We start from the raw sequence: 24,856 nt of genomic DNA on the forward strand, positions 1-24,856 counted from the left end.
AAATGCCTTTGAAAGAGGGTCAGCCGCCGCCAAGCGCCCGCATCCGGTCGCGGATGCCACGCACGACAAAGGTCGGCTCGGGGATGGAGGCCACATGCGGCGTGATCACCACATCGCGATGCGCCCAGAGCGGGCTGTCGGCCGGCAGGGGCTCGGTCTCGAACACGTCGAGCGTGGCGCCGCAGAGATGGCCCTCGTCGAGCAGGCGCAAAAGCGCCGCCTCGTCCACCTGCCCGCCCCGGCCCATCTGGATGAGCGCCGCGCCGCGCGGCAGCTTGCGCAGGAACGCCTCGTCGATCATGCCGCGCGTCTGATCGGTGAGCGGCAGCACGTTGATCAGAATGTCGGTCTCCGCCAGAAACGCGTCGAGCTGACCCTCCCGGAAATGCCGCATGCCGGGCTCGGGCGGCTGCGGGGCCGAGCGGGAATAGCCCGTGACCGGATAGCCCAGCGCCATCAGCCCGCGCGCGATGGCGCGGCCCATATGACCGAAACCGAGGATGCCCACACGCTTGTGGGTCGGCGACAGCCGGGTGATCTCGCGCTGCCAGACCCGCTCGCGCTGCCGGGCGAGATAGAGCGCCATGTGACGGTGGTGCCAGTGGACGTGAAAAGCGGCATACCCGGCCATCTGGAGCGCCTGATCGTCATCCTCGACCCGGAACACCGGCACGCCCTCGGGACGCGAGGGGCAGGCCATGATCGCATCCGTGCCTGCCCCGGCGGAGAAGATCGCGCGCAGGTTGGGATAGGGCGCAAAGGCATCCTCCGCCGGCTGGAAGGTGAAGACGAAAGAGACCTGCTCCGGCCGCTCGACGCTATGGGGCGCGACCACCCGGATCTCCGGCGCCTCGGTTTCGAAATAGGGCCGGTAATAAGGGTACATGTCGAAACCGGCATTGGTGACGACGCCGATCATGCGCTTGCCGTCCTTTGCTGCTCCCAATCGGCGCCGGGCACCGCCGCGAGAAGCTGGCGGGTGTAGTCCTGCTGTGGCGAGAGGAAAATCTCGTGCACCGTGCCGATCTCCACCAGCCTGCCCTTCTGCATCACCGCGATCCGGTCGCAAAGCTGGGCAGCGACGCGCAGGTCGTGGGTGATGAAGAGGATCGACAGCTCCAGCTTTTCGCGCAGCTCGCGCAGCAGGTCCAGCACCTGCGCCTGGATCGACACGTCGAGCGCCGACACCGCCTCGTCGGCGATGATCAGCTCCGGGTCCATGGCGAGCGCCCGGGCGATGCCGATGCGCTGGCGCTGGCCGCCGGAGAATTCATGGGGGAAGCGGCTGGCGGCATCGGCGCCGAGCCCGACGATCTCCAGCAGCTCGCGGGCGCGTGCCTCGGCCTCTTTGCGGGGAATGCCGCGCGTGATCGGCCCGTCGGTGATCGCCCCCATGATGCGCTGGCGCGGGTTGAGCGAGGCGTAGGGGTCCTGAAACACCATCTGCACCTTGTGGCGCTGCTTGCGCAGGTCTTCGTCGCTGAGGGCCGCCAGATCGGTGCCGCCCACCAGCACCTGCCCGCCATCGGGGGTGACCAGCCGCACGGCGGTACGGCCCAGCGTGGATTTGCCGGAGCCGCTTTCGCCCACCAGCCCCAGCACCTCGCCGCGCGCCACGGTGAGCGAGACGTCGTCTACTGCGCGCACCTCTCGCACCGGTTTGAAGAGCCCGCCGCCGGTGCGGTAGATCTTGCGCAGCCCCTTGATCTCCAGCGCTGGCGTTTCGCTGAGCTGCCGCGCGTCGGGCAGCGTGCCGGTGGGGATCGCGTCGAGCAGGCGCTTGGTGTAGTCGTGCCGGGGGTTGTCCAGCACCTCGGCGGCGGCGCCGCGTTCGACCACCCTGCCCTCGCGCATGACGATCACCCGGTCGGCGATCTCCGCCACCACGCCGAAATCATGGGTGATGAACATCACCGCCATGCCGCGTTTCTCGCGCAGATCCAGAATGAGTTTCAGGATCTGCGCCTGTGTCGTCACATCCAGGGCCGTGGTCGGCTCGTCGGCGATGAGCAGTTTCGGCTCCAGCGCCAGCGCCATGGCGATCATCGCCCGCTGCCGCTGCCCGCCCGAGAGCTGGAACGGATAGGCGCGGATGATCTTTTCCGGGTCGGGGAGCTGCACCTCGCGGATCAGCGCCAGTGCCTTCTCGCGCCGTTCCGATTGCGTGAAACGGTCATGCGCGGCAAACACCTCGGCGATCTGGTCGCCGATGCGCATCAGCGGGTTGAGCGCGGTCATCGGCTCCTGAAAGATCATCGCGGTGGAGGCGCCGCGCAGCGCCTGTTTCTCCGCCTCCGGCAGACGCAGCACATCGCGCGCCTCGAACATGGCGCGGCCGGCTTTCACGCTGACGCCGGGCGGCAAGAGGCCCATCAGCGCGTTGGCGGTCATGGATTTTCCGCTGCCGCTTTCGCCCACCACGCAAAGGATCTCGCCCTTCTCTATGGACATGCTCACATCCTCGACCGCAAAGGGCCGGTCGGCGCCCTGCGGCAGGCCGATGGTCAGATGCTCGATGGAGAGTGTCGTGCTCATGCCTTGCCCTTCCGCGACAGATGCGGGTTCAGCGCGTCGTTCAGCCCTTCGCCGATGAGGTTCAGCGCCAGCACCGTGATCACGATGGCGATGCCGGGGAAGAAGCTCAGCCACCAGCTCGACCGGATCACCGTGCGCGCGGCGCCGATCATGTAGCCCCAGCTCATCGCATTGGGATCACCGAGGCCGAGGAAGGAGAGAGACGATTCAAGCAGGATCGCGGTGGCGACCATGAGCGAGGCCATGACGATGATCGGCGACACCGTGTTGGGCAGCACCTGACGCACCAGAATGCGCGGCTTCGACAGGCCCGCCAGCGTGGCGGCATCGACGAATTCGCGCTTGCGCACCGACATCACCTCGGCTCGCACCAGACGTGCCACCGGTGGCCAGCTCACGATGGCGATGGCGAGTGTGATTGAGGCCAGCGTCGGCTCGAAGATCGCCACCAGCACGATGGCCAGCGCGAAATTCGGGATGGTCTGGAAGAACTCGGTGAAGCGCATGGCGCCTTCGTCGACATAGCCGCCATAAAAGCCCGCGAGCGCCCCGAGCGGCACGCCGATCAGCAGCGCCACCAGGGTCGAGACCAGCCCCACCAGCAGCGACACCCTTGCGCCATAGGCAAGCTGGGCTGCCACGTCGCGGCCCAGCGTGTCGGTGCCGAGCGGCAGCGCCTGCATGGTGAAGGGCGCGAGGAAGGGCCGCTGCACCATCTGCCATGGGTCGTGGGAAAACAGCAGCGGCGCAAAGATCGCGATGAAGATCACGGTGAGCAGCAGCAGCACGCCCACCATGGCACCGATATTGGAGGAGAAGCGTTTCCACATGCTCATGAGCGCGCTCCGATACGGGGATCGACGATGCGATAGACGATGTCGGTCACGATATTGAACAGGATCACCATGGCGGCGGAGACGAGGAAGACCCCGAGAATGGTGTTGTAATCCCGCGCGGCGAGGCTCTCGAACATCAGCCGCCCGATGCCCGGCCAGGCAAAGACCGTCTCGGTCAGCACCGCGCCGCCCACCAGCTGGCCGGCCTGAAGCCCTGCCAGCGTGACCACCGGCAGGATGGCGTTGCGCAGGATGTGGCGGCGGCGGATCACCGGGCCGGACAGGCCCTTGGCCTTGGCGGTCTTGACGAAATCGGCGGTCGAGACCTCCAGCATCGAGGCCCGTGTCATGCGCATATAGACCGCCATGAAGAACAGCCCCAGCGTCAGCGCCGGCAGGATCAGGTGTTTCAGGATATCGAGCGCGCGGGCAAAGCCGGAATAGGCCGAACCCACGGTCTCGTAGCCGAAGCCGGGCAGCCAGCCCAGCCAGACCGAGAACACCAGCACCGCCATCAGCGCCAGCCAGTAGAGCGGCGTGGCGTAGAACAGCAGCGCCAGCGTGGTCAGCAGCGAATCCGACACCTTGCCGACCCGCGCCGCCGCCGCGACCCCCAGCGCGATGCCGCAGCTCAGCGAGATCACGAAGGCGGTCAGCGTCAGCAGCAGCGTGGCGGGCAGCCGCTCGGCGATGAGGTCGATCACCGGCGCGCCCTGGCGGAAGGAATAACCCAGATCGCCCTGCACGATGCCGCCGACATATTTGCCGAGCTGGACGTAGAAGGGCTGATCGAGGCCGAAGCGCTCGCGCAGCTGTTCGATCATCTGCTCGTCGGCGGCACCGGCCTCGCCGGCCAGCACCACCGCCGGGTCGCCGGGGGCGGCGTGCAGCAGGAAGAAATTCAGGACCGCGATGGCCAGCAGCGTGAGCACCGCCTTGGCCAGACGCGCGAGGATGGCGGCGAAAACGGGCATGCCGGTCGCTTTCTCCTTGTCAGGCGTTCCGATTGGGCCGGGCAAATTCCTTCGAAGGAATTTGCAAATCTTTTCGAAAAGATTTGCCCGGCCCGGCGGTTACTTCTCGATCCAGGCGTTGCGCGGGCCGTCATTCACACCGATGCCGGTGGTCACGAGATCCTTGATGTTGCAGCGGTAGATGGTCGGGAATTCCAGCTCCAGCATCCAGGCGACCGGCACGTCGTCGACGATTTCCTTCTGGATCTCCTCATAAGCGGCCTGACGCTCCTCGGGCGAGACCATGGTCGCCGCGGCGAACCATTTCTCGTCGAGCTCGGGGTTCTCGTAGCCCTCGACATTGTTCCAGGGGCTGCCCTTCTTGATGCGGTCGGCGGTGTAGTTCCGCGACACGCCCAGCGCCGGATCGCCGTACTGGTAGAGATAGGTGAAGGCCATGTCGTAATCCCACTGGGAGGTCTTCTCGTTCCAGCCCGCGACATCGGCGCTGTCGATCTCGACATTGATGCCGACCTCGGTGAGGTTCTGGCGCACCGCCTCGGCCCAGCGCTGCCAGGTCTCGCCATAGGGCAGCGGCAGGATGCGCACCGGCTCGCCGTCATAGCCCATCTCGGCCAGCAGCTCCCTGGCCTTGTCGGGGTCGTAATCGTAATGGGTGACGTCGTCGGAATAGAAATTCGTCTTGGACGAGATCGGCCCCGTGGGCACCTTGCCGAAGCCGTTCCAGACCACATCCTTCATGAATTCGCGGTTCATCGCGTACATGACGGCCTGACGGAACAGCTTGTTCGAGGTCGGACCCTCGCGGTTGTTCAGCCACATCCAGGCATGCGGCGCGAAGAATTCCCAGCCCTCGCCGGTCGAGCAGACGCCCTCCATCTCGGTCAGCCGCGGCACATCCCAGTTCTCCACCGAACCGCCGGGCAGCACATCGACCTCGCCGGTCTCGAAGGCCACCGCGCGCGAGGCGGCGTCGGGGATCACCCGGTAATAGACCTCGTCGAGATAGGGCAGACCGTCGATATAGTAGTCCTCGTTCCTGACGAGATGGATATAGCTGCCCTTCACCCATTCATCGAACTTGAACGGGCCGGTGCCGATGGGCGTGGCGTTCATCTCGTTGGTGGCGAAATCGGTGCCCTCGTAGATATGTTTGGGGATCATCGGCATGGTCGCCGCCTCGAAGACGCTGATGAAGGGGCCGAAGGGCTCTTTCAGCTTGAACTCGACCGTCAGCGGATCGAGCGCGGTGACGCTCTCCACATAGGCCAGCGAGGCGCGCAGGCGGGCATGGGTCTCGCGCAGGAAGACATCGGCCGAGAACACCACGTCATCGGCGGTGAAATCCTCTCCGTCGTGCCACTTCACCCCCTCGTGCAGCTTGAAGGTGTAGGTGAGGCCGTCCTCCGAGATCTCCCAGCTTTCCGCCAGCCCCGGCTGGGGTTCGAGATCGGTGTTGTAGATCAGCAGGCCCTCGTAGATGTCGCCGGCCACGAGCTGGGTCGGTCCGTTCTGCACCAGCCCCAGCATGAGCCCCGGCGGTTCCGGCTGCACAACGATATCGAGACGCCCGCCGGCCTCTTGCGCGGCAAGCGGCGCCGCCAGCGCGGCGGCGATCAGAAAGGTTGTCGCTTTGAGATGTTTCATGGTTTCCCTGTCGGTTTTTTTCCGGTTCTGAGGTTCGGTCCGTCTTGTCGCGGACTCTGCCGCCCCGGATCTGGCCGGAGCGAACGAAGGGCTATCCCTGATAGCCGGGGGCCGCCGTTTCGAGCTGGCGCAGATAGGCGTCCCATTCGGGATCGCGCCCGCCCCGCTCTTCCTGCTTGTCATAGGCGGATTGATATTGCCGGGCGGTATGTTCGGCCACCTCGTCAGAGAGCACCACCGGCGTCAGCCCCATGCTCAGCGCCGCCACCTGCGCCTTGCAGGAGCGTTCGAGATTGATCGCCAGCTTCACCGCCTCGGCCACCGAGCGGCCGAGGATCAGCGTGCCGTGATTGCGCAGCAGCATGACCTGTTTCTCGCCGAGATCGGCGATGATGCGGGCGCGCTCTTCGAGATTGAGCGCGATGCCCTCGTAATCGTGAAAGGCGATGCGGTTGTGGAACTGCGCCGACCACTGGTTGAGCGGCAGCACCCCCTCGCGCACCGAAGAGACCGCCACCCCCGCCACCGTATGGGTGTGCAGCACGCAGGCGGCATCGTGGCGCGCCATGTGCACGGCGGAATGGATGGTAAAGCCCGCCGCGTTCACGCCGGCGCCATAGGGGTCGTCGATCACCGCGCCGGTCTCGTCCACGGTGACCAGATTGGCCGCCGTCACCTCGTCGAAGCGCAGCCCGTAGGGGTTGAGCAGAAAGCGCTTCTCGCCCCCCGGCCCGTCGGGCATGCGCGCCGAGATATGGGTGTAGATGCCGTCATCCATCCCGAAGAGCGCGATCAGCCGGTAGGCCGCCGCAAGATCGCGTCGCATCCGGGAAACCGTCTGTTCCAGCGCACCGTCGGGCATGAGAGTCGTCCTTTTCCGTTGCCTGCCTAAAGAAAGAACATCCTTGCATCTTTGGTCAAGGAAATTGTCGACAATCGACGAAAAGACAATTAACCTGACCGAAAGATGTGCTTTCACACCCGGCGCCATGGACCAGCAGAACGACAGTGACGGATTTCGGCCGCTCGACCGCGAGGGGCTCGTTCAGCGTGTCGCGCGGCGGCTGAGCAAGGCCATCGTCACCGGTCAGCTCGCCCCCGGCGCGCGGCTCTCCGAATCGGTGGTGGCACGGCAGCTCGGCGTCAGCCGCGCCCCGGTGCGCGAGGCGGCGCGGCTGCTGGAGACCACCGGGCTGGTCACCTACGAGCCCAATCGCGGCTTTTTCGTGCGCGGCTTCACCTCGCGCGAGCTGGACGATCTCTACGAATTCCGGCTGGTGATCGAGATCGCCGTGATCCGGCGGCTGATCCGCAACGGGCTGGGCGAGACCGAGGCCAAGCTCACAGCCCAGATCGACGAACTGCACCGGGTGGCGGGGCCCGCGTTCGACATGCTGACCCAGGTCGAGGCCGACATGCAGTTTCACCGGCTGCTCTGCGCCGGCTCCGGCAATCCGCGATATCTCGCGGTTTTCGAACAGATCGCCGTCGAGACCGAGCTGTCGATCATGCTGATCGGCCAGCTCTACGACGATCCGCAACGGCTGGCCGAGACCCATGTGCCGATCCTCGAAACGCTGCGCAGCGGCGACGAGGCGCGGGCGGTCGAGGCGATCAGCTATCACATCGGCGAGGCGCGCACGCTCGTCACCGAACAGTTTCGCAAACTGGAAAGCGACCGGACAGAATGAAATGCTACTACGCTCCCGAGACCGAGGCGCATGACCCGGTCTTCCGGCTGACCCACGGAAAGATCCTGCGCAACGCCGAACAGGCCGAGCGCGCCAGGCTGCTGCTGGCCGGGCTCGACGCGCTGTCCCTGCCCACGGAAGAGCCGCCCGAGGCGCCACAGGCAGCGCTGGAGGCGGTGCACACGCCGCAATTCCTGAGCTTCCTGGAAACCGCCTGGGAGGAATGGCAGAAACTGCCCGACTGCGGCCCCGAAGTGGTGCCCAACGTCTTTGCCCAGCGCAGCTTTGCCACCTATCCCGACAGCATCGTCGGGCGCGCCGGCTGGCATATGGGCGACACCTCCGCCCCCATCGGCGAGCATAGCTGGCGCGCCGCGCGCCGCGCCGCCGATTGCGCCGTGGCCGCCGCCGACGCGGTGCTGGCGGGCGACGCCGCCGCCTATGCGCTCTGCCGTCCGGCGGGCCACCACACCAGCGCCGACATCACGGCGGGCCATTGCCTGATGAACAATTCCGCCATCGCCGCCGCCCGCCTGCGCAAGGGGCACGACCGGGTGGCGACACTGGATATCGACGTGCATCACGGCAACGGCACGCAGGCGATCTTTTACGACCGCGCCGATGTGCTCACCGTCTCGATCCACGCCGATCCCAACAGCTATTACCCGTTCTTCGTGGGCTATGCGCATGAGACCGGCAGCGGCGCCGGCGCGGGGCACAACCTCAACTTCCCCCTGCCCCGCACCACCACCGACGAGCGCTGGCTGGAGAGCATCGCGCAGGGACTGGCGCGCATCGCCGCGTTCGCGCCCGGCGCGCTGATGGTCAGCCTCGGGCTCGACGCGCATGAGAAAGACCCGCTGAAGGGCATGCAGGTAAGCTGGGACGGCTTCCGCCGCGCCGGCGAGATGATCGCGGCGGCGGGCTATCCCACCGTGCTGGTGCAGGAGGGCGGCTATCTCTCGCCGGATCTCACCACCTCGCTCGTCTCCTTCATGACCGGCTTTCTGGGGCGCGAGACATGAGCCTGTCGCCGGAGCTGACGCAGAAGATTCTCGCCGAGGTCGCGGCCGGCTTCGAGGAACAGATCGCCTTTACCGAGGCGCTCGGCCGCTATCCCAGCCTGCGCGGGCAGGAGCACACCGCGCAGGATTTCCTGCATGACGCGCTGAAGACGCGCGGCTACGCCATGGACCGCTGGGCCATCGACGTGGACGAGATCAGGCACCATCCCGGCTTTTCTCCGGTGACGGTCGATTATTCCAACGCCATCAATGTCGTCGGCACCCTGCGCCCGCGCGAAGAGACGGGGCGCAGCCTCGTGCTCAACGGCCATATCGACGTGGTGCCCACCGGCCCGCTGGAGATGTGGAGCGCGCCGCCCTTCGAGCCGCACCGCGACGGCGACTGGCTCTATGGGCGCGGCGTCGCCGACATGAAGGCCGGGATTGCCGCGAATGTCTTTGCCGTGGACGCGCTGGCCCGGCTCGGCTACCGCCCGGCGGCCACGCTCTACCAGCAATCGGTGGTCGAGGAGGAATGCACCGGCAACGGCGCGCTGGCGGCGCTGCTGCGCGGCTACAGGGCCGATGCGGCGATCATCCCCGAACCGGTGGATGACAAGCTGGTGCGCGCCAATACCGGCGTGCTGTGGTTCCGCGTGCGGGTGCAGGGCGTGCCCGTGCATGTGCGCGAGGCGGGCTCCGGCGCCAATGCCATCGAGGCCGCCTATGAGCTGATCCGGGGCCTGCGCGAACTGGAGGCCGCCTGGAACGCCCGCAAGACCGATCACCGCTATTTCGAAGAGCTCGACCACCCGATCAACTTCAATGTCGGCAAGATCGCGGGCGGAGACTGGGCCTCGTCGGTGCCGGCCTGGTGCGAATTCGACTGCCGCATCGCGCTCTATCCCGGCGAGAAACCCGCCGAGGCCGCGCGCGAGATCGAGGACCATCTGCGCCAAGTCTCCGAGAGTATCTCCTTCCTGGCCAACAACCCGCCCGAAATCGTCTTCAACGGCTTTTTCGCCGAGGGCTACGTGCTGGAGGAAGGCTCCGAGGCGGAAGGCACGCTCGCCCGCGCGCATCTGTCGAGCTACAGCGCGCCGATGCAGAGCTTTGTCAGCCCCGCCTATCTCGACGGGCGGGTCTTTGTGATCTACGGCGACACGCCCTGCATGGTCTATGGCCCCGTCTCCGAGGCGATCCACGGCTTTGACGAACGGGTCAGCCTGTCCTCCGTGAAACGAATAACCGGCACCATCGCGCTATTCATCGCAGAATGGTGCGGATTGGAGGAAATATGATCAAATCTTCCGTGACCTTTCCCGTACACTTCCCCTAGTCTCTGACCCAGAGCGCCCAGCGCCACGATTCCCCTCACGTTCAAACCGGAGTATCCCATGAACCAGCGTCCGAATTCGCTTCACGCCTCCGACATCGCCCATTCGATGCACCCCTACACCAATATGCGCCTGCATGAGGAAAAGGGTCCGATGATCATGACCAAGGGCGACGGTGCCCGGGTCTATGACAGCGACGGCAAGGAATATATCGAGGCGCTGGCGGGGCTGTGGTCGGTGGCCGTGGGCTTCTCGGAAACCCGTCTCGCCGATGTCGCATACGAGCAGCTCAAGAAGCTGCCCTATTACCACACCTTCGCGCACAAGGCGCATGAGCCGTCGATCCGCCTGGCCGAAAAGCTGGTCGAGATGACGCCCGAGGGGCTGAACCGGGTGTTCTTCACCAATTCCGGCTCCGAGGCGAACGACACGGTCATCAAGATGGCCTGGTTCCTCAACAACGGCCTTGGCCGCCCGGAGAAGAAGAAATTCCTCGCCCGCAACAAGGCCTATCACGGCATCACCATCGCGTCCGGCTCGCTCACCGGACTGCCGGCGAACCACAAGGATTTCGACCTGCCGGCGATCCCGGTCACCCACCTGACCACGCCGCATTACTGGAAATTCGCCAATGAGGGCGAGAGCGAGGCCGAATTCACCGCCCGCCTGCTGAAAGAGCTCGAAGACACCATCCTCGCCGAAGGCCCCGAGACCATCGCCGGTTTCATCGGCGAGCCCGTCATGGGCGCCGGCGGCGTGATGACCCCGCCCGAAGGCTACTGGCCGGGCGTTGCCGAGATCTGCGCGAAATACGACATCCTGCTGGTGGCCGACGAGGTGATCAACGGGTTCGGTCGCACCGGCGCGCGCTTCGGCTGCGAGCGCTACGGCTTTACCCCCGACATTCTGGTGACCTCGAAACAGCTCACCTCCTCCTACATGCCGCTCGCCGCCATCGTGGTGAACGACAAGGTCTATAACGCCATCGCCGACAACACCGCCAAGCTCGGCACCTTCGGCCATGGCTTCACCGGCTCCGGCCACCCGGTCGCCTGTGCCGTGGGTCTCGAGAACCTCAAGATCATCGAAGAGAAAGACCTGATGGGCAACGCGGCGCGTCTGGAGCCGATGTTCCAGGAGGGGCTGCGCAAATTCGCCGATCACCCGCTGGTGGGCGAGGTGCGCGGCATCGGCCTGATCGCGGGCGTGGAAATGGCCAAGGACCGCGAAAAGCGCCAGTCCTTCGAACCGGCGGGCATGATGGCGGCCAAGGTCACCGCGCTCTGCGCCGAGGAAGGGCTGATCGTGCGCTCGGTCTACGAGACCGTGGCCTTCTGCCCGCCGCTGATCGTGACCGAAGAGGATATCGAGCAGATCCTCGCCCGCTTCGGCCGCGCGCTCGACCGGGCGCTGGACTGGGCCAAGGAAGAAGGCCTGCTCTGAGCAGCGTCACCGCGTGAACGGTTTGCGGCCCGGACGATACGTCCGGGCCGTTTTTCGTATTTGACGGGACCGGCCTCCGCCTGGGTGGGCAAAGCGATGGCATCGGGAAGCGCCCCCTGCCGCCATGCGCACCCGATCTGCCCCCTTTCGAGCGGGCATTCTCAAGACGGAACGCCCATCGAAAGCGCATCGGCGCCAGAACAATCATCGAATATTCGACACGATCGGACCGATTTGCGATCTATAAACCCCGGCAGACCGGGCGATGCACATCAGTGCCACCGGATATAGCGCGGAGAAAATCCGAAACGCTTTCATGCGCAAATCATGCCGCGCATATAGATCATCGCGCCCCATTGTATTCCGGTGTGTTTTTCGATTTGCTCCACTCTCGTGGAAAGGGTGTTCATAAGATCCCCTTCTCCCTTTACGTTACGTGACAGCCCTATGCCCGCTCTCACGGAAAGCCATCTATCCGGCGGGGCGACCCGCCTCGTATCGAGGAGCGAACCCATGTCTAACCATCTGCTTTTAGAAGAGATTCTCCCATTCACTTCGGCACCGGAGATTGAAACAAGTCTCGAAGATCCCGTGGTAAGCGACACGCAAAGCTTCGCGATGGCAGACGGGACGATTATGACCCTCAATAGCATCGACGGCTACACTTACCTATTTGGCGGGCTTGACGGATATGAGCGGGTTTCCGCCGGAGAAGTGCAATTAAACCATATCGCGGCTGACGGCACCCTGATTTCTTCCACAACGGTTGCGAGCGTCAGGAACGATCTCCGGGATACGGTCGTTACAGCGATTTCGCACAATTCCAGATTGGCCCGGATGGTCTGCCGCAGGCCTATATAAACTATGATTACGAGATTGGCGTGAATGATGACAGCATCTACTTTGGCCGTCATGTGTCCGTCGTGCCAATTTCCGAAGACGGCCTGATCGGCGATCCATTCGACCCAACCGACGGATACACGGATTTCATCACTAACGGTGGTGTTTTCGAGCTACCGGATGGAACCAGCGTTACGCTGAGATATGCGAACACATCGTCTGCCTTGATCCCCGCCAATAGTGGCTTGCTGATGCAACATGCGGACGCCGACGGCATGCCTCTGGGCGAGGAATCCGACCTGAGCGATCTTCTGGGACCGGGAAGCAGCATTGGCGCGCGCCTCGACGAATCGGGCAACATCGCCATCCTCCAGGCCAGCCGTGACAACGTCTTGACAGAGATCACGTTCTCGCCGGATGGCAGCCTGGTTTCGCGCGAGCAGCTTTACAGCCAGCAGGACACGTCCGAAATCCTGGAATTCTCAGAGCCCCAGCTCGAGCAGGTTTCGCCAGACGGTGGTGGCGCAAGGCTGAATCTGACACCGGAGGATGACGGGTACGACATCTCGGTCCTCAGTTTGGACGATGACGGGATGCAGGACGGTGTGCCGCTGTCTTTCGGTTCACGCGAAGCGGCCATCCGGTACGAGACGGCACTTGGGGATGACGGGACGGTCTGGATGCGGTTCGCCGACCGCACGATCGAAGATGGACGCTCGGTCTATTCATGGGAAAATGGCGCATTCCGGATCATCACCCCCCGCGACCTTAGCGACGAAGACGACTTCGAATTCCTGAGCGCCCCGGAAGCCGTGGATGGCGGCGCCGGAGACGATGTGATCATGGGCAGCGATGGGCTTGACCGCTTGCTCGGCGGCGAGGGCGCCGACGTGCTGGTCGGGGGCGCCGGCGACGATCTGATGCATGGCGGTGCGGGCAATGATGTGCTAATGGGCGGTGAGGGCGATGCCGATACCGCCTTTTACCGCGCGAACTGGGCCGATTACAGCGTCAGCGCCGATGGCGATCGACTCTGGATCACCGGCACCGGCGATGCGGCGATCGATGGTGAGGACCGGTTGACAGGGGTTGAGCGGCTCGTCTTCACCGACCTCGCCGTGAGCGTGGAAGATTTCCTCGCCCACTATGGCGACAGTTTCGCGGGCACTGAGGGGGACGACCTCTTCACCGGCAACGCCGGCGCGAACCGCCTGGAAGGGCTGGGCGGAAACGATACGCTGAACGGCGGAGACGGTCCCGATACGCTTCTGGGCGGTGACGGCGGCGATCTGCTGACAGGCGGCGAGTCTTCCAGCGATCTGCGTGACGAGATCCACGGCGGCGCGGGCAACGACATGCTGATCGCGGGTTACGGGAACGATTTTGCGGTGGGCGACGATGGCAACGACACGATCGAAGGTGGCTTTGGTGCCGACACATTGGCCGGCGGCTCGGGCGCCGATGTGGTCACGGGCGGTGCGCTCAGTGACATGCTGCTGGGCGGAGAAGGCGACGACTTCCTGAATGGCGGTTATGGCTTTGACCGCCTGAACGGCGGCGCAGGTGCGGACAGGTTCTTCCATCTCGGCACATCTCCGCATGGCACGGACTGGCTACAGGACTACGACAGCTCAGAGGATGACGTTTTGATCTGGGGCGGCGGCGCCGTGTCCGCCGACGATTTCCTGGTGCAATTCGCCGAGACTCCCGGCGCAGGACAAGCGGGCGTTGAAGAGGCGTTCGTCACCCATGTCCCGAGCGGCCTGGTTGTCTGGGCACTTGTGGACGGTGCCGACCTCGATTCCATCACGGTTCTATCCGCAGGCGAAAGCTTCGACATCATGTAGGTGCTGCGCCATGCGCCAGACCTTTCGAGCGGCGCTCGCGTAAACCGTTTCGGTTCCGCGCTTTATCTCGGGAGCCCCCGGACGGCGGTGCCCCTGATCCATCCTCTTCAGGAGGGTGGATCACGTCCCTACCGCTGCCCCACGCCCGGATCCGGTTTGCCGACCGCATCCCCGAAAGGCTCGTCCGGAACATCGCGTCCGGAACCAAAACCATGGGCGGTACTCTGATGCCGCATCGAAACACGCGGCACTCCGCGCCTCACTCCGACAAGGAGCAGGTGGGTACGACATCGCAATACAAATCATGGATGGACAAACGCGCCGCAACCAGTCGATGGCTTCCAACCAGACCGGGCTTTCGTCGCGACGAGCCATACCTCAGCGAGGGCAATAAAAACCTCCGCCCAAAATCGACCTGATCGGATTTTGGCTTTGGTTCCGTCGCGCGGGGCCTTTTTCGTTTGCCCGGATCCCGCGCCCGGTGACGCTTGGCTGACGGGTCGCGCCGGCGGCGGGGCGATTGCAGCCCGGCGGGAATGGTGATCTACAACGGGAATATCCCATCGGAGCCGCACCCTTTGGCGGCGCCGAGCTCCCGGACAGGCCGAAACGCGCCCCATGGCAGAGACTTCCAGCCCCGCGCAGGCGATGGCGCCCCCCCTTCCCGACCGCGTCGCCGGGCTGCTGCTGATGGCGGTCACCGGGCTTGTGGCGCTGCGCGAATGGGGCGGGCCGGCGGCGCTCGACCCGCTGCTCTTCGTGCTGCTGGGGCTGCTGGTGGCGGTGCTCTTCTTTCAGGTCCGGCCCGGGCGCAAGGGGTTTGTCATCGCGGCGCTGGCGCTCACCGGGGCGCTGATCTGGCGCGGCGGCGACTGGCAGGAGGTGGTGCTGCGCGCCGCCCGCTCCGCCGCCTTCATCGGCGCCTTCTTCACTGCGCTGGCGACGCTGCGCAGCGCCGCCGAGCCCTCGCAGGCGATCCGCGCGGGCGGCAGCTTTCTGGCGCGCCAGCCGCCGGGGCGGCGCTATCTGGCGCTGACCATGGGCGGCACCGCCTTTGCGCTGATCCTCAACTACGGCGCGATCTCGCTGCTCGGCAGCCTCGCCACCGCGGCGGCGCAGGAAGAGCCCGATGCCGAGATCCGCAACCACCGCCGCCGCCGCATGCTGCTGGCGATCCAGCGCGGTTTCATCACCTCGCTGCCCTGGTCGCCGCTGTCCTTTGCCGTGGCCATCACCACCGTGCTAATCCCCGGCACGAGCTGGGGCAGCGTGCTGCTGCCGGCGCTCGGCACCGCCGCGCTGATGACGCTGATCGGCTGGGGTCTGGATACGCTGTTCAAGCCGCGCCTCAGCCACCCCGCCAAGACACCCGAGCCCGAGGGCTCCTGGGCGCTGATGCTGCCGCTGCTGGCGCTGCTGGCGATCCTCGCCGCCAGCGTGCTGGTGCTGGGGGCGCTGACCGGCATTCGGGTGGTCGGGCTGGTGCTGGTGATCGTGCCGGCGATGGCGCTGGTCTGGGCGGTGCTCCAGGCGCGCGCCGGCGCCGCGCCGCTGCGCCGGCGGCTGTCGGATTACTGTTTCCGCGAAATGCCGGGCTATCGCGGCGAGGTCCTGCTGCTGATGATGGCGGGCTATATCGGCACGGTCGCGGCGCCGCTGCTGGTGCCGCTGGTCAAGGCCAGCGGCTTTCATCCCGAGGATCTGCCGCCCTGGCTGGTGCTGGCGGGGCTCGTCTGGGTGATACCCCTCGCCGGGCAGTTCGCCATGAACCCGATCCTCGCAGTCACCATGATCGCGCCGCTGCTGCCGAGCCCCGCCGAGCTCGGCGTCACGCCGGTGGCGCTGGTCACCGCGATCACCGCCGGCTGGGCGCTTGGCGGCATCAGCTCGCCATTCACCGCCACCACGCTGCTCACCGGTTCCTTCGGCAATGTCAGCGCACGTCATGTGGGTCTGCGCTGGAACGGGAGCTATATGGTGACCGCTTTGGTGGCATTGCCGCTCTGGGTTCTGGCCTATGCCTATCTGCTGAGCTGAAATTTGCTTGCACACGAATGACTCGCGGTGCCAGTCTCGGTCCAACCAAGACTGCGGAGCCCGCGATACCATGACGTCCCCCCTCATCGACCCGCCGATTTTCGACGGCCATAACGACCTGATCCTGCGCCTGCTGCGCGACACCGCCACCGCAGAGGGTGTCGCCTCCGGGCTGCCCGACGGCCATATCGACCTGCCCCGCGCCAAGGCTGGCGGCTTTGCCGGCGGGTTCTTTGCGATCTTCGTGCCCTCGCCCAGCAACAAGGCCGAGCGCCAGGACGAGATGAACAAGCCCGAATACGATATGCCGCTGCCGCCGATGATCTCCTTCGAAGAAGGCCATGACGTCACCATGCGCGGCGTCGCGGCGCTGGAGGCGCTGGAAAACGCCGGCGCGGTCACCATCTGCCGCAGCGTGGCCGAGCTGGAAACCGCGATCCACGGGCCGGACATGGCGGCGATCATGCATATCGAGGGCGCAGAAGGCATCGACCCGGAATTCGAGACCCTGCACGCGCTGCATGCGCGCGGGCTGCGCTCGCTCGGGCCGGTCTGGTCACGCCCGACGATCTTCGGCCATGGCGTGCCGTTCCGATTCCCCGCCTCGCCCGATACCGGGCCGGGGCTGACCGAGCATGGCAAACGGCTGATCGCCGAGTGCAATGCGCTCGGAATCATGGTCGATCTGAGCCACCTAAATGAGCAGGGGTTCGATGACGTCGCGTCGCTTTCCGACGCGCCTCTGGTCGCCACCCATTCCAATGCCTGGGAGGTCACCCCGCACTCGCGCAACCTGACAGACAGGCAATTGCAGGTGATTGCCGAAAGCGACGGCATGGTCGGAATCAACTTCGCTTCCGCCTTCCTGCGCCCTGACGGGCAGATGGACAGCGATTTTTCGCTTGACCTGCTGCTCCGCCATCTTGACCATTTGATCAAATTTCTGGGCGAGGACCGCGTGGGCTTCGGATCGGATTTCGACGGCGCGCTGGTGCCGAAGGATATCGGCGACTGCGCGGGCCTGCCCAACCTGCGGGCGGCGATGGCCGGTCACGGCATCGGGCCCGAGCTGATGGAGAAACTGGCCTACCGGAACTGGCTGCGCGTGCTGCGCCGGACCTGGGGCGACTGAAGAGCAAACGACAAGGCCACGCAATAACGGGCCGGACAAAAGACAACATAACCGTAGGGAGTAAATATCATGAAACAGTCACGCAGCTTGCGCGCCGCCGCGCTGGTCGCCGCCCTGATGGGCTCGGCCGCCCTGCCCGCCATGGCGGAAACCCCGCCCAACATGCTGGTGATCGCCAACCGCATCGACGACATCAAGACCTTCGACCCCGCCGAAAGCTTTGAATTCGCCGGTGCCGACGTGTCGCGCAACGTCTATGAAAAGCTGGTGAATTTCGACCCGCTCGATCTCGACGCGGGCTTCGGGCCTGAACTGGCCGAAAGCTGGGAGATCTCCGAGGACGGCACCGAGATCACCTTCACCATGGCCGAGGGTCATGTCTTTGCCTCCGGCAACCCGGTGACCGCCAAGGACGCGGAATTCTCGCTGCGCCGGGCGGTGATCCTGAACAAGACGCCCAGCTTCATCCTCACCCAGTTCGGCTTTACCCCCGAGAATGTCGAGGATACCATCGTCGCCACCGACGACAGCACGCTGGTGATCAAGCTCGACCAGAAATACGCGGTCTCCTTCGTGCTGAACTGCCTGACCGCCACCATCGGCGGTATCGTCGACATGGAAACCGTCATGGCCAATGAGGTCGACGGCGACATGGGCGCGGAATGGCTGCGCACCAACACCGCCGGCTCCGGCCCCTACAAGGTGGTGGACTGGAAGCCCAACGAATCCGTGCTGATGGATCTCAACCCCAATTACGGCGGCGAGAAACCGGCGATGGAGCGGGTGATCGTCCAGCATATCCAGGAATCCGCCACCCAGCGCCTGCAACTGGAGCGCGGCGATATCGACATCGCCCGCAACCTCAGCCCCGAGGACATCGCCTCTGTCAAGGAGACCGACGGGCTCAAGGTCATCGACGAGCTCAAGGGCCGTCTGATGTATTTCTCGGCCAACCAGAAGAACGAGATGCTGAGCGATCCCAAGGTGCTCGAAGCGCTGAAATGGGCCACCGATTACGAGGGCATGGCCGGCAGCTTCCTCAACGGGCAATACACCGTGCATCAGGCCTTCCTGCCGCTGACCTTCCTCGGCGCGCTCCAGGACAAGCCCTACAGCTTCGACATGGACAAGGCCAAGGCGGCGCTGGCGGAATCGGGCTTCCCCGATTGCGGTCCGATCAAGATCTCGGTCCGCGAGGCGCAGGAGCGCATCGACATCGCGCAATCGCTGCAAAACACCTGGGGCCAGCTCGGCTGCGAGGCAGAGCTGATCGTCGGCACCGGTGCACAGACACTCGACCGTTACCGCGCGCGCGAGCATGACATCTATCTCGGCGCCTGGGGCCCGGACTATCCCGACCCCAACACCAACGCGGGCACTTTTGCCTACAACCCGGACAATTCCGACGAGGCCGGCGCCACCGGCCTGCTCGCGTGGCGCAACGCATGGGGCATTCCGGAGATGAGCGAGGAAACCCTCGCCGCGGTCACCGAGAACGACACCGACACCCGCCGCGAGATGTATCTGGCGCTTCAGAAGGAGCATCAGCAGGTCTCGCCCTTCGGCATCATGTTCCAGCAGATCGAGCAGCACGCGATGCAGGAGAATGTGCAGGACTTCATCTCCGGCGGCGCCACCACGGCGGCCTCCTACTGGGTCGTGACCAAGTAACGTGGCCGATCTTTCGCAAACTCCGGGCGGGCAGCGCAGGCTGCCCGTTCCCCGCTGGCTGAAAAAGACCGCCGGCACGGCGCTGACCGTCGCGGTCACGCTGCTGGGGCTGTTGTTCGTCACCTTCATGATCGGCCGGGTCATGCCCATCGACCCGGTGCTCGCGGTGATCGGCGAGCGCGCGACGCAGGCGCAATATGACGAGGTGTTCCGCGAGCTCGGCCTCGACCGACCGCTGCTTGTGCAATTCGCGATCTATGTGAACGATGTGCTGCATGGCGATTTCGGCACCTCGATCCGCACCGGCCAGCAGGTCTCCGACGACATCGCCCGCGTCTTCCCCGCGACACTGGAACTGGCGACGCTGGGCACGCTGATCGGCGTCTTCATCGGTGTGCCGCTGGGGGTGCTGGCGGCGGTTTTCCGTGGCCGCTGGATCGACCAGCTGGCGCGGCTCGTGGGGCTTGTGGGCTATTCCATGCCGATCTTCTGGCTGGGGCTCGTGGGGCTCTTGATCTTCTACGGCATTCTCGGCTGGGTCGCGGGGCCGGGACGGCTCGGCGTGTTCTACCAGGGGCTGGTGCCGACGCGCACCGGGCTCCTGCTGGTCGACAGTCTGATCGCCGGCGACTGGACCGTCTTCAAGGACGCCTTCAGCCACATCATCCTGCCGGCCTCGCTGCTGGGCTATTTCAGCCTCGCCTATATCAGCCGGATGACCCGCAGCTTCATGCTGGAGCAGCTCAATTCCGAATACATTACCACCGCGCGGGTCAAGGGCCTGTCGGAATGGGCGGTGATCTGGCGCCATGCCTTCCGCAATATCCGCATCCAGCTCATCACCGTGATCGCGCTGGCCTATGCCAACCTGCTCGAAGGCTCGGTGCTGACCGAGATCATCTTTGCCTGGCCCGGCATCGGCCAGTACATCACCACCTCGCTGCTGGCCAATGACATGAATTCGGTGCTGGGCGGCACGGTGGTGATCGGCACGATCTTTGTAGCGCTGAACATCTTCTCCGACCTGCTCTACCGTTTCTTCGATCCGAGGGCCAAATGAGCGATACGTCTCTCCGCGCCTGGCTTCTGGCCGACGCCCCCGCCTCGCGCGCCCAGGCGCGCGCCGCCGCCTGGTATGCGGGCTGGCTGAAACTGCGCGGCAACACACTGGCCATGGCCGGGCTGGTGGTGCTGGTTCTGCTGATCCTCGCGGCCCTCCTGGCACCGCTGCTGGCCACGCAGGACCCGTTCGTGCAGGATCTCGGCGCGCGGCTGAAACCGCCGGGGTGGGAGGGCCATATCTTCGGCACCGACAGTCTCGGGCGGGATATCTGGTCGCGCATCGTCTATGGCGCCCGCATCTCGCTCTATATCGTCGCGCTGGTGGCGCTGGTGGCGCCGCTGCTGGGGCTGATCATCGGCACCGTGGCGGGCTATATGGGCGGCATCATCGACGTGGCGCTGATGCGCTTCACCGATATCTTCCTCGCCTTCCCTCGGCTGATCCTGGCGCTGGCCTTTGTCGCCGCCCTGGGCGCGGGGATCGAGAACGCGGTGCTGGCGATCTCGCTCACCGCCTGGCCGCCCTATGCGCGGATCGCCCGGGCCGAGACGCTGACCATCCGCAATTCCGATTTCATCCATGCCATCAAGCTTCAGGGCGCCGGCCCCTTGCGCATCATCACGCGCCATGTCTGGCCGCTCTGCATCTCTTCGCTCGTGATCCGCGTCACCCTCGACATGGCGGGCATCATCCTGACCGCCGCCGGGCTCGGCTTCCTCGGCCTCGGCGCGCAACCGCCCTCGCCGGAATGGGGCGCCATGGTCTCGGAGGGGCGCAAATACATCCTCGATTACTGGTGGGTCGCCACCATCCCGGGGCTTGCCATCTTCACCATCTCGCTCGCCTTCAACCTGCTGGGCGACGGGCTGCGCGACGTGCTCGATCCCAAGGAGGCCGGGAAATGACCCCTCCCCCGGCCCGCCACGTCTTCTCTTTGCAAATACGCACCGGCCCGACAGCGGCCAGAGGCGCACCATGACCAATCTTCTCGACGTCGAAAACCTCCGCGTCACCTTTCCGACCCGCTCCGGCAGTTTCGAGGCGGTGCGCGGCATCTCCTTCTCGCTCGGGCGCGAACGCCTCGGCATCGTGGGCGAGAGCGGCTCCGGCAAATCCATGACCGGGCGCGCCATCCTGAAGCTCATCCGCAAGCCCGGCATCGTCACCGCCGACCGCATGCAGATGGGCGGCACCGATCTGCTCACCGCCTCGGAACGCGAGATGCGCAGGATCCGCGGGCGCCATGCCTCGATGATCATGCAGGATCCGAAATTCTCGCTGAACCCGGTGATGACCGTGGGCAGCCAGATCACCGAGGCGCTGCTCACCCACGAGAAACTCTCCCGTGCCGAGGCGCGCAAGCGCGCCGTCGCCATGCTCGACGCGGTGGCGATCCGCGATCCGGAGCGGGTGATGTCGCTCTACCCGCATGAGGTCTCGGGCGGCATGGGTCAGCGCATTATGATCGCCATGATGCTGATCCCCAACCCCGAGATCCTGATCGCCGACGAGCCGACCTCCGCGCTCGACGTGTCGGTGCAGCTCCAGGTGCTGGAGATCATGGACAAGCTCGTCACCGACCGTGGCATGGGGCTGATCTTCATCAGCCACGACCTCAACCTCGTGTCGAATTTCTGCGACCGCATCCTGATTATGTATGCCGGGCGCATCGTCGAGGTCTGTCAGGCCGGCAAGCTGCACGAGGCGAAACACCCCTATACGATAGGCCTGCTGAATTCCGTGCCCGATCTCGAACACCCCCGCCCGCGCCTCGACGCGCTGCAACGCGATCCCGCCTGGCGTGAGGCCCCTTCCGTGAGCGCGCTGACATGAGTGCCATCGAGATCCGCGACCTCTCGGTCTATTTCGGCGAAGGCGCCGAGCAGATCCGTGCCGTGAAATCCGCGAACTTCATCGTGGCCGAGGGAGAAAGCTTCGGCCTCGTCGGCGAATCCGGCTCGGGCAAATCCACCGTGCTGCGCGCCATCGCCGGGCTGGTCGACAGCTGGACCGGCGAGATGTCGGTGCTGGATACGCCGCTCGGCCGCAAGCGCGCGCCGGCCTTCTTCAAGCAGGTGCAGATGGTGTTTCAGGACCCTTACGCCTCGCTGCACCCGCGCCATACGGTCGACCGGGTGCTGGGCGAGGTGCTGAAACTGCACGGGTTTTCCGATATCGACACGCGCATCGACAGGCTGCTCGACGATGTCGGGCTCGGCAAGGGCTTCCGCTTCCGCTACCCGCACCAGCTGTCAGGCGGCCAGCGCCAGCGCGTCGCCATCGCCCGCGCACTCGCGCCCGAGCCACGCATCGTGCTGCTCGACGAACCGACCTCGGCGCTGGATGTGTCGGTGCAAGCGGAGATTCTCAACCTGCTCTCGGATCTGCGCGCCGAACGCGGGCTCACCTACCTGATGGTGAGCCACGATCTCGGCGTGATCGGCCATATGTGCGACCGCATCGCGGTGATGCAGCATGGCGAGATCGTCGAGCTGCTGGATGTGGAGAAGATGCGCGCGCTTCAGGCCGAGCATGCCTATACGCGCCACCTGCTCGACAGCTCGATCCGCAGCGTGCGCGAGACCTCCTGACCGCGCACCCGGCCGCGATGGACGGCCTGCCTCCGGCGGGGATATTTATGGCCAATGGAAACAGGCTGCCGCGCGCGGAACCCCATGTTTCAATTGGCCCCAAATATCCCGGAGGTGAAGCGCGCCCCGGCGCGCGAAGGGGGCAGCGCCCCCTCCCTTTTCTCAGCCGGCCTTTCGCAATTCCGGCGCCACCTTCGTGCCCAGAACCTCAATGGCCTTGAGCATTTCCGAATGCTCGATCACCCCGATCGCCATCTGCATCGACACCCGGTCGAAGCCCAGATCCTCGCGCAGCCCGAGGATCTTGTCGACGATCTGCGCGGGCGAACCGACGAACTGTGCGCCCTCGGGGCTCATGGCGGCGTCGAACTGCGCGCGGCTCTGCGGGCCCCAGCCGCGCTCGCGCCCGAGCTGGTCCATCACCGCCTTCTGCGCCGGGAAGAACAGATCCGCCGCACGCTTGCCGTCTTCGCCCACGAAACCGTGCACGTTGAGCGAGACCCGTGCCTTCTCGGCATGGCCCGACTCTGCCGCCGCGCGGCGATAGAGATCGGCCAGAGGCGCAAAGCGGCGCGGCTCGCCGCCGATGATCGCCAGCGCCAAAGGCAGGCCCAGCGCACCGGCGCGCACCATGCTCTGCGGCGTGCCGCCCGCCGCGATCCAGACCGGCAGCGCGCCGTTCACGGGGCGCGGATAGATGCCCAGCCCCTCGACCGCCTGCGTATGCGTCGTGCCCGGCCAGCTCAGCCGTTCGCGCTCGTTGATCGCCAGCAGCATCGCCAGCTTTTCCTCGAAAAGCGCGTCGTAATCGCCCAGATCGTAGCCGAAGAGCGGGAAGCTCTCGATGAAGCTGCCGCGTCCGACCATCAGCTCGGCGCGCCCGTCCGAGAGGTTGTCGAGCGTCGCGAACTGCTCGAAGACCCGCACCGGATCGTCCGAGCTCAGCACCGTGACCGCCGAGCTCAGCCTTATGCGCCCGGTGACCGAGGCCGCCGCCGCCAGCACCGTGGCGGGCGAGGAGACCACGTAATTGGGCCGGTGATGCTCGCCGAGGCCGAAGAGATCCAACCCGACCTCGTCGGCCAGCCGGATTTCCTCGAGCAGGTCCGACAGGCGCCGGCGCGCGTCGATCCGCTCGCCGGTGGCCGGGTTGGTCCCGAGATCGCCGAATGTGTACAGTCCGATTTCCATGGCGCGTGCTCCGTTCTTTGCCCCCAACCTAGCGCCACCCGCGCGGGCCGAAAGCCCCCCGCACCGCACAAGCGCTGTGCGCCCGCTTGCAAATCGCGCCGCGCTCCGCATTCTGGGGCGCAACCGGAGAGGGAGCCAGAGCCATGACCAGAACAGCCGCGCCGAAGATGCGGGTGGCGCGACAGGAAGAGGTCGCGCTGATGCTCGACTGGGCGGCGGCGGAAGGCTGGAACCCCGGGCGCGACGATGCGGCCGCGTTTCATGCCGCCGATCCGCAGGGGTTTTTCCTGGCCGAGTGCGACGGCGCGCCGGTGGCGGCGATTTCGGTTGTGAACCATTCCGACAGTTTCGCCTTTCTCGGGCTCTATCTCTGCCGGCCCGAGTGGCGCGGGCGCGGCGTGGGGTTCTCGCTCTGGCGGCACGCGCTGACGCATGCGGGCGGGCGCACGGTCGGGCTCGACGGGGTGGCCGAGCAGCAGGAGAATTACGCCCGCTCGGGCTTTGTGCTTACCGGCAGTACCACGCGGCTGGAGGGTATGGCCGCGGCGCCCGCACCGATGCGCGCCGCCACAATGGACGACCTGCCGGCGCTTTCGGCGCTGGACAAAGCCGCCAATGGCATCGCACGCCCGCGCTTTCTGAGCGCCTGGCTCGCCCCCTGCCCGACACGGCGCAGCGTGGTACTGGACGGCGCACAGGGGCCGGCGGGGTTCGCCACCGCAAGGCTCTGCCGCGAAGGCTGCAAGGTCGGGCCGGTGGTGGCACCCGATCTCGACGCGGCGCTGGCGCTCGCCGATGCCGCAGCAGCGGCGGTGGGCGCTGAGCGCTATATCGTCGATGTGCCCGGCCCGCAGCCCGCATTCCGCGCGGCGCTGGAGGCACGCGGCTTTGCCGCCACCTTCGCCACCGCCCGCATGTATCGCGGCACCCCGCCCGAGAGCGCGCCGACGCTCTTTGCCCCCGCCACCCTGGAGCTCGGCTGACAGCGCCTGCGCTCAAAAAACAGGCACCCCGCCC

At 65.7% G+C, this 24,856-nt stretch carries 21 protein-coding genes; 14 read left to right on the top strand and 7 right to left on the bottom strand.

The window, feature by feature from the left end; translation table 11 throughout:
• Nucleotides 1-19: 19 nt before the first annotated feature.
• The 6 genes from Ga0080574_RS05810 to Ga0080574_RS05835 all read right to left on the bottom strand — a co-directional run bounded on the left by Ga0080574_RS05810 (nt 20) and on the right by Ga0080574_RS05835 (nt 6,854).
• Entirely contained in the window at nt 20-919 is a 900-nt protein-coding gene (locus tag Ga0080574_RS05810; RefSeq protein ID WP_076696001.1) for a 2-hydroxyacid dehydrogenase, read from the bottom strand.
• Complete coding sequence (locus Ga0080574_RS05815) at nt 916-2,535, bottom strand: ABC transporter ATP-binding protein (protein WP_076696003.1); 1,620 nt, start codon at nt 2,533-2,535, stop codon at nt 916-918. The genes Ga0080574_RS05810 and Ga0080574_RS05815 overlap by 4 nt, the downstream gene beginning before the upstream one ends.
• Nucleotides 2,532-3,371, bottom strand: a complete 840-nt coding sequence (locus tag Ga0080574_RS05820) for an ABC transporter permease (protein ID WP_076696005.1) — start codon at nt 3,369-3,371, stop codon at nt 2,532-2,534. The genes Ga0080574_RS05815 and Ga0080574_RS05820 overlap by 4 nt, the downstream gene beginning before the upstream one ends.
• Entirely contained in the window at nt 3,368-4,345 is a 978-nt protein-coding gene (locus tag Ga0080574_RS05825) for an ABC transporter permease (protein ID WP_076696007.1), read from the bottom strand. The genes Ga0080574_RS05820 and Ga0080574_RS05825 overlap by 4 nt, the downstream gene beginning before the upstream one ends.
• 99 nt (nt 4,346-4,444) lie before the next feature.
• Entirely contained in the window at nt 4,445-5,992 is a 1,548-nt protein-coding gene (locus tag Ga0080574_RS05830) for an ABC transporter substrate-binding protein (RefSeq protein ID WP_076696010.1), read from the bottom strand.
• A gap of 91 nt (nt 5,993-6,083) precedes the next feature.
• Complete coding sequence (locus tag Ga0080574_RS05835) at nt 6,084-6,854, bottom strand: class II aldolase/adducin family protein (protein ID WP_076696012.1); 771 nt, start codon at nt 6,852-6,854, stop codon at nt 6,084-6,086.
• Nucleotides 6,855-6,981: 127 nt separating this feature from the next.
• Between Ga0080574_RS05835 and Ga0080574_RS05840 the strand changes: the two genes are divergently transcribed.
• The 13 genes from Ga0080574_RS05840 to Ga0080574_RS05900 all read left to right on the top strand — a co-directional run bounded on the left by Ga0080574_RS05840 (nt 6,982) and on the right by Ga0080574_RS05900 (nt 22,648).
• Nucleotides 6,982-7,683, top strand: coding sequence for a GntR family transcriptional regulator (locus Ga0080574_RS05840; protein ID WP_076696014.1), 702 nt, complete (start codon nt 6,982-6,984; stop codon nt 7,681-7,683).
• Nucleotides 7,680-8,708: a histone deacetylase family protein gene (locus Ga0080574_RS05845; RefSeq protein ID WP_076696016.1), complete on the top strand. Its 1,029-nt coding sequence runs from the start codon at nt 7,680-7,682 to the stop codon at nt 8,706-8,708. The genes Ga0080574_RS05840 and Ga0080574_RS05845 overlap by 4 nt, the downstream gene beginning before the upstream one ends.
• Entirely contained in the window at nt 8,705-9,988 is a 1,284-nt protein-coding gene (locus tag Ga0080574_RS05850) for an ArgE/DapE family deacylase (protein ID WP_076696018.1), read from the top strand. Before Ga0080574_RS05845 ends, Ga0080574_RS05850 begins: the two co-directional genes overlap by 4 nt.
• Nucleotides 9,989-10,084: 96 nt before the next feature.
• Nucleotides 10,085-11,467, top strand: coding sequence for an aspartate aminotransferase family protein (locus Ga0080574_RS05855; RefSeq protein ID WP_076696020.1), 1,383 nt, complete (start codon nt 10,085-10,087; stop codon nt 11,465-11,467).
• A gap of 513 nt (nt 11,468-11,980) precedes the next feature.
• Complete coding sequence (locus tag Ga0080574_RS05860) at nt 11,981-12,328, top strand: hypothetical protein (protein WP_076696023.1); 348 nt, start codon at nt 11,981-11,983, stop codon at nt 12,326-12,328.
• Nucleotides 12,329-12,348: 20 nt separating this feature from the next.
• Entirely contained in the window at nt 12,349-14,154 is a 1,806-nt protein-coding gene (locus tag Ga0080574_RS05865) for a calcium-binding protein (protein WP_156876307.1), read from the top strand.
• 618 nt (nt 14,155-14,772) lie between these two features.
• Nucleotides 14,773-16,191, top strand: a complete 1,419-nt coding sequence (locus Ga0080574_RS05870; protein WP_237219326.1) for a hypothetical protein — start codon at nt 14,773-14,775, stop codon at nt 16,189-16,191.
• Between the two features lie 70 nt (nt 16,192-16,261).
• Nucleotides 16,262-17,323, top strand: coding sequence for a dipeptidase (locus tag Ga0080574_RS05875; RefSeq protein WP_076696027.1), 1,062 nt, complete (start codon nt 16,262-16,264; stop codon nt 17,321-17,323).
• A gap of 69 nt (nt 17,324-17,392) precedes the next feature.
• On the top strand, nt 17,393-18,994 hold the full coding sequence (locus Ga0080574_RS05880; RefSeq protein WP_076696029.1) for an ABC transporter substrate-binding protein: 1,602 nt from the start codon (nt 17,393-17,395) through the stop codon (nt 18,992-18,994).
• A gap of 40 nt (nt 18,995-19,034) precedes the next feature.
• Complete coding sequence (locus Ga0080574_RS05885; protein WP_076705713.1) at nt 19,035-20,054, top strand: ABC transporter permease; 1,020 nt, start codon at nt 19,035-19,037, stop codon at nt 20,052-20,054.
• Nucleotides 20,051-20,962, top strand: coding sequence for an ABC transporter permease (locus Ga0080574_RS05890; RefSeq protein WP_076696031.1), 912 nt, complete (start codon nt 20,051-20,053; stop codon nt 20,960-20,962). Before Ga0080574_RS05885 ends, Ga0080574_RS05890 begins: the two co-directional genes overlap by 4 nt.
• A gap of 70 nt (nt 20,963-21,032) precedes the next feature.
• Entirely contained in the window at nt 21,033-21,890 is an 858-nt protein-coding gene (locus Ga0080574_RS05895) for an ABC transporter ATP-binding protein (RefSeq protein WP_076696033.1), read from the top strand.
• Nucleotides 21,887-22,648, top strand: coding sequence for an ABC transporter ATP-binding protein (locus tag Ga0080574_RS05900; RefSeq protein ID WP_076696035.1), 762 nt, complete (start codon nt 21,887-21,889; stop codon nt 22,646-22,648). Before Ga0080574_RS05895 ends, Ga0080574_RS05900 begins: the two co-directional genes overlap by 4 nt.
• A gap of 162 nt (nt 22,649-22,810) precedes the next feature.
• Here the strand turns inward: Ga0080574_RS05900 and Ga0080574_RS05905 are convergent, their stop codons facing one another.
• A complete protein-coding gene (locus Ga0080574_RS05905) occupies nt 22,811-23,839 on the bottom strand; it encodes an LLM class flavin-dependent oxidoreductase (RefSeq protein WP_076696037.1) in 1,029 nt (342 codons plus the stop codon).
• Between the two features lie 143 nt (nt 23,840-23,982).
• On the opposite strand from Ga0080574_RS05905, the gene Ga0080574_RS05910 reads away from it, so the two are divergent.
• On the top strand, nt 23,983-24,822 hold the full coding sequence (locus tag Ga0080574_RS05910) for a GNAT family N-acetyltransferase (protein WP_076696040.1): 840 nt from the start codon (nt 23,983-23,985) through the stop codon (nt 24,820-24,822).
• The last annotated feature ends 34 nt before the right edge of the window (nt 24,823-24,856 follow it).

This window comes from Salipiger abyssi (assembly GCF_001975705.1).
GTDB classification, from domain to species: Bacteria; Pseudomonadota; Alphaproteobacteria; order Rhodobacterales; family Rhodobacteraceae; genus Salipiger; species Salipiger abyssi.